This is a genomic window from Bifidobacterium sp. (assembly GCF_051876855.1).
Taxonomy (GTDB): domain Bacteria; phylum Actinomycetota; class Actinomycetes; order Actinomycetales; family Bifidobacteriaceae; genus Bifidobacterium.
Genome location: NZ_JBJEIH010000066.1, coordinates 4,231 through 9,185, shown reverse-complemented (window position 1 = coordinate 9,185; position 4,955 = coordinate 4,231). Strand labels below are relative to the sequence as shown.

General features: G+C 55.1%; 4 protein-coding genes and 1 pseudogene. All 5 read right to left on the bottom strand.

The window, feature by feature from the left end:
* On the bottom strand, positions 1–220 hold a 220-nt coding region (locus ACI38B_RS04695; protein ID WP_439729737.1), incomplete at its 3' end, for a hypothetical protein.
* A 1-nt stretch (position 221) separates the two neighbouring features.
* Positions 222–317: pseudogene (locus tag ACI38B_RS04690) on the bottom strand (4Fe-4S binding protein); the annotation flags it as partial.
* 30 nt (positions 318–347) lie between these two features.
* Positions 348–1,109 (bottom strand): nuclear transport factor 2 family protein, encoded by a 762-nt coding sequence (locus tag ACI38B_RS04685; protein ID WP_439729736.1) that lies wholly within the window; start codon positions 1,107–1,109, stop codon positions 348–350.
* Positions 1,110–1,643: 534 nt separating this feature from the next.
* Complete coding sequence (guaA, locus tag ACI38B_RS04680) at positions 1,644–3,206, bottom strand: glutamine-hydrolyzing GMP synthase (RefSeq protein WP_339563201.1); 1,563 nt, start codon at positions 3,204–3,206, stop codon at positions 1,644–1,646.
* A gap of 529 nt (positions 3,207–3,735) precedes the next feature.
* Complete coding sequence (locus ACI38B_RS04675) at positions 3,736–4,017, bottom strand: hypothetical protein (RefSeq protein WP_439729735.1); 282 nt, start codon at positions 4,015–4,017, stop codon at positions 3,736–3,738.
* Positions 4,018–4,955: the final 938 nt, after the last annotated feature.

Sequence of the window (4,955 nt, the reverse complement as noted above, 5' to 3'; positions counted from 1 at the left end):
GAAAGCCCAGCATGGAGGTGGATGGAATTGTATAGAGAAAGTTAATGACACCGAGCGTCGGCTTTGCGCTTTTCTGGTATTCACTGATCAGAATACCGACCAGTCCGCCGAATACGATAGCGATCAAAATCGCCGCGAGCGAAATCTCAATGTGCTCAAGAAGCAGTTTTCCGAAAAAGTCCCATCTGGTGGTCAGCAAGACCCATACATCCTTCAGCATCTTATGCTCCTCTCCGCACAATGGCCTGAACCGGGCAGTTCTCAAAGCAAAGTCCACAGTGCAGACAGTGCTCCTGATGGATTACAAAAGACTTGCCCTTGTTCTGAAAAACATGAAAACATGTTGGTTAAAATTTCCCGGAATTTACCAGCTCAGAGCGGGCAGGTACCAGTTCCTTGTTGCTCCAGTGCTCCGCAATCTTTCCATTCTGCATGCTGAAAATATCAAACTGTGCATAGGCAGTGCCATCCATGAGGACATTCGAATAGGCAACAACATAATTTCCCTGTCCTATGATTTTAAATACAAAATCATAGGAAACTGCATGATCTGTGATGAAGGATTTCCAGTCATCCACTGATTTTCCAAGCTGACGATCATGCTGGATCAGAGAATCTGAAACATAGTGGTCGAATCGTCCCATGGAATGATTTTGCAGCACTTCCGTCAGGAAAAGCCGCACCGTATTTTTATTGTCTTCGGTCTTTTCTATATCCTGAACATCAAATTCGCCAAAGATCGGATCCGTACCGTTCTCATTTTTCTGATACGCATCAATCACATCCCAGTGCTCGACAATCCGCCCATTTGCATCGGAGCGGAAGAGATCCGTAGTCACCCACTGTGCAGCGCCCTCATTCAGGTTCTGATACACGTGCAGGAATACATAAGGGCCATCTGACAAGCAACGAACGATTCGGATATCCCGCTTGGGGTTTCTCTTAAAAAAGTCTTCAAAGAATTTCCGGAATCCTTCCTTGCCATCCTTCACGCCGGTGCTGTGCTGCGTATAGGTATCACCCATATAGTTGTCTAGCACCTCCTGCACTTCACCATCGCGGATTCCTCTCAGATACAGATTCTTTGCATTTTCTACGTTTTTCAGCATTCCATACACTCCCTTCCTGTAGTCATTTCCGATTCTTACATGTAATATAATTTATTACATCAACGTTGTCAACCCTTATCCACCATTTTGCAATGATTCTGGTTAGAATCCAGCTTCATACAGGTTCCAGCCGATTTGCTTTTCCAAGCCGCAAAATCCCGAAAACAAGCAGCCAGACACCTTCACATGTCACGTCTGAGTGTTACGCATTCCGCAGTGGGTGATGCGGTATCAATATTTATTCGTTGGGACGGTTAATACCGTGAAGGATATCTGAAGGATCAGGAGCTGCTTACAAAAGGAAATTCTTCTGAAGATGAAAAATATGTCGCTGATGATTTTCAGGAGATGCTGGAGTAAATCGAGCTAGACCTACAGGTGTCTCAGAAGAAACCGGATAAGACCTGTGATCACGGCGATGACGCTGACTTTGAAACGGAATAATTTTGAAAAGTGTACTCAATATGTACTCGCGGGGCAAAGAAAAAGCCCGGAACCCCGCATAGATGCTGAGGTTCTGGGCTTTCACAAAATTTATTCCCACTCGATGGTTGCCGGCGGCTTGCTGGTCACATCAAGCACCACGCGGTTGATGCCACGGCATTCGTTGGTGATGCGCGTGGAGATGGTGGCGAGCACGTCATACGGAACGCGCGACCAATCAGCGGTCATCGCGTCCTCCGAACTGACCGGGCGCAGCACAATCGGAGAGCCGTACGTGCGTTCGTCACCCTGCACGCCCACGGAATGCACGTCGGCAAGCAGAACGACCGGGCACTGCCAGATATCACGATCAAGGCCGGCCTTCGACAGCTCCTCGCGGGCGATCGCGTCAGCCTCACGCAGCAAATCAAGACGTTCACGGGTGATTTCACCGATGATACGGATGCCCAGGCCCGGCCCGGGGAACGGCTGGCGCCAAACGATATCGTCCGGCAGACCGAGCTTGGTGCCGATGGCGCGCACCTCGTCCTTGAACAGGGTGCGCAGCGGTTCGATCAGCTTGAACTTGATGTCCTTGGGCAAGCCGCCGACATTGTGGTGGCTCTTGATATTGGCCGCGCCGTCGCCGCCGCCGGACTCGACGACGTCCGGGTACAGGGTGCCCTGCACGAGGTACTTCACTTCGGCGCCGTTCTTGCCGGCTTCCTCGATGACCTGACGCTGGGCCTTCTCGAAGGTGCGGATAAACTTCTCGCCGATAATCTTGCGCTTGCGTTCCGGCTCCGACACGCCCTTGAGCGCAGTCAGGAAGTCCTCTGAAGCGTCGACGGCGATGAGCTTGATGCCGGTTGCCTTGACGAAATCATGCTTGACCTGTTCAGCTTCGCCCTTGCGCAGCAGACCATGATCCACGAACACGCAGGTCAGCTGGTCGCCGATCGCCTTGTGCACGAGAGCCGCGGCAACAGCGGAATCCACACCGCCGGACAGGCCGCAGATCACCTGAGCGTCCCCGACTTCCTCGCGGATCTTCTTGACCTGGTCTTCAATGATGTTCGACGCGTCCCAATCGCGGTCGAGGCTTGCGCACTTGTGCAGGAAGGTCTCAATGAGCTCCTGGCCACGCGGGGTGTGCTTGACTTCCGGGTGCCACTGCACACCGTAGAGTTTGCGGGATTCGTCCTCCATCGCGGCAACAGGAGCGCCCTCGGTGTGAGCGAGCACCTTAAAGCCCTCAGGGGCCTTCTCCACAGCCACACCGTGGCTCATCCACGTGGTCTGCTCAGCGGGAGAACCGGCGAGAATACCTTCGGCATCGTCAATGCTGGTCTCGGTCTTGCCATACTCGCCGAGCGCCGCCTTGTCGACAGTGCCGCCAAGCTCATACGCCATAACCTGGAAGCCATAGCAGATACCGAGCACCGGGACGCCTGCCTCGAAGATCTTCTTGTCGATGCCAGGGGCGCCGGGCTCGAACACGGAGGCCGGGCCACCGGACAGGATGATGGCCTTCGGATCCTTGGCAAGCATCTCGTCGGCGGACATGGAATGGGGCACAAGCTCGGAATACACGTTGGCTTCGCGCACGCGACGCGCGATAAGCTGGGCGTACTGCGCGCCGAAATCGACGACGAGCACTGGACCTTTCGCCATAGGTGACTCTCCCTATCTATAACAATCGACTGGTCACAACAACATACCTATTGTTGCGTGGCAAGCCGACAATGCCGGGGTGGCAATGCGGCAAACTCACAGAGTCATACTGGACACGTGGGCAAAAGCGACGCCCCAGTCGCACCGCAACCAGTTACTGCCCAACACCGGATCCCGAAGCCGTGTATACCGCCCGCAGTGCGACAATCCGCACGCACGGCAGCCGGGTGCTGACCGGAATCAGCGCCCTAGGTGCCATATCCTCCCGCCGTGCGACAACGCAGTCGCACAACAACCCGATACCGACCAAAATCAGCCCGCAAACCAGCCAACATGACAGCCATGCGACCGTCCAGTCGCACCGCGGGCCAATTACCGACCGGCACTGACCGCCAAGCCACACAATCGTCTGCCGTGCGACAACTCGATCACACAGTAAGCCAGTCACCGACCTCCGCCAACCAATACAATGGATAGTACTCCGCTGTGCAACAGCGAAATCGCACCCGCCAGATAGTGGCGCATTCTGTCAATCATGCTTGTACGGCGTAATCGCTCTTTGCGCAGTCTCGCCGTTCGATCCGGACTGCTTGAAGGGCAGGGCCGCAAAAGAATGACAAAGTAAAGGGTGGGACATCGGCGGGCGACTGGACTGCCCGGCATCGAATCGGAGAACACAGGCCAGGATCAGAATCGGTTCGCCCCACGACGGATCGCACCCGGCCAACAGCCGCAAGGTCACCGCAAAACCTTGGAATATCAACAATCCGATCAGGCCGTCACCATCAATCGTCACCAGACCAGCTGCCAAAAACACCCGGATCACGGACCAAATCGGAGAACAGGGAATGAAAACCGATCTAGTTCGCGGAGGCAACGGCCGACGCACCCCAGGCAACTACGGCACAATCAAAAAATCGCGGAATCCCAAGGATTAGCCGACGTCACAGAGACCAGATGCCGGCGCGTAGGTCAGCCAACCGCCTGAGACCGCGGACTGAATCTGGAATCGTGTGACGAAAGCGGAACCGGTCCATGCCTGCGCCCCCGATACAAGCCCAATCAATCCTGGCACCACAATAAAACCGCGAAATTCCAAAGAACCGGCCGCACCACGAGAATCGATCATCACCGAACGAACCACTCGAACCACGGACCAAATCGGAGAACAGGATCCGAAAACCGATCTGGCACCACCGGCACCGACCGTCATGCACCCGCCAACCCCGATTACCGCGCAATCGCACGACAACCAGTTGCACATCAATACCAACCGACCACAGCATCAAGATGAACGCCAAGGTTGTCCGGAAATAACGATGAAAGCGTTTCATTTCAGCGGACTCAGGCAGATACCAGCTGTCGCCCGCCATCGACAGGGCAACCGTCCGGTGTGTGTCCGCACAGTCGCACGACAGCCGGATACCGGCCGGAATCAATCCTCCCCCGCTGACAACACGGCAACCGTGCGCCAACCGAGTCGCACAGTCTACTGTTACCGGACTTCTCCAATCGCTCAGCCGCATAACCAATTCATCTTGGGAAAGCCCAACCACACAGTGCGCGGATACCAACCATCACCAGCCAGCTGGATGTCATATCCACCAACAGTGCGACGCTGCAGTCACACAGCACACGGATACCAGCCCTGACCTACCCAACCGGCCGCGCAAACCGCCAGCCGTACGACAACACAGTCACACAGCACACGGATACCAGCCCTGACCTACCCAACCGGCCGCGCAAACC

What these genes read in the sequence shown, in the direction of transcription:
- ACI38B_RS04685 (WP_439729736.1), bottom strand. Translation starts at nt 1,109, where the DNA reads ATGCTGAAAAACGTAGAAAATGCAAAGAATCTGTATCTGAGAGGAATC.
- guaA (WP_339563201.1), bottom strand. Translation starts at nt 3,206, where the DNA reads ATGGCGAAAGGTCCAGTGCTCGTCGTCGATTTCGGCGCGCAGTACGCC.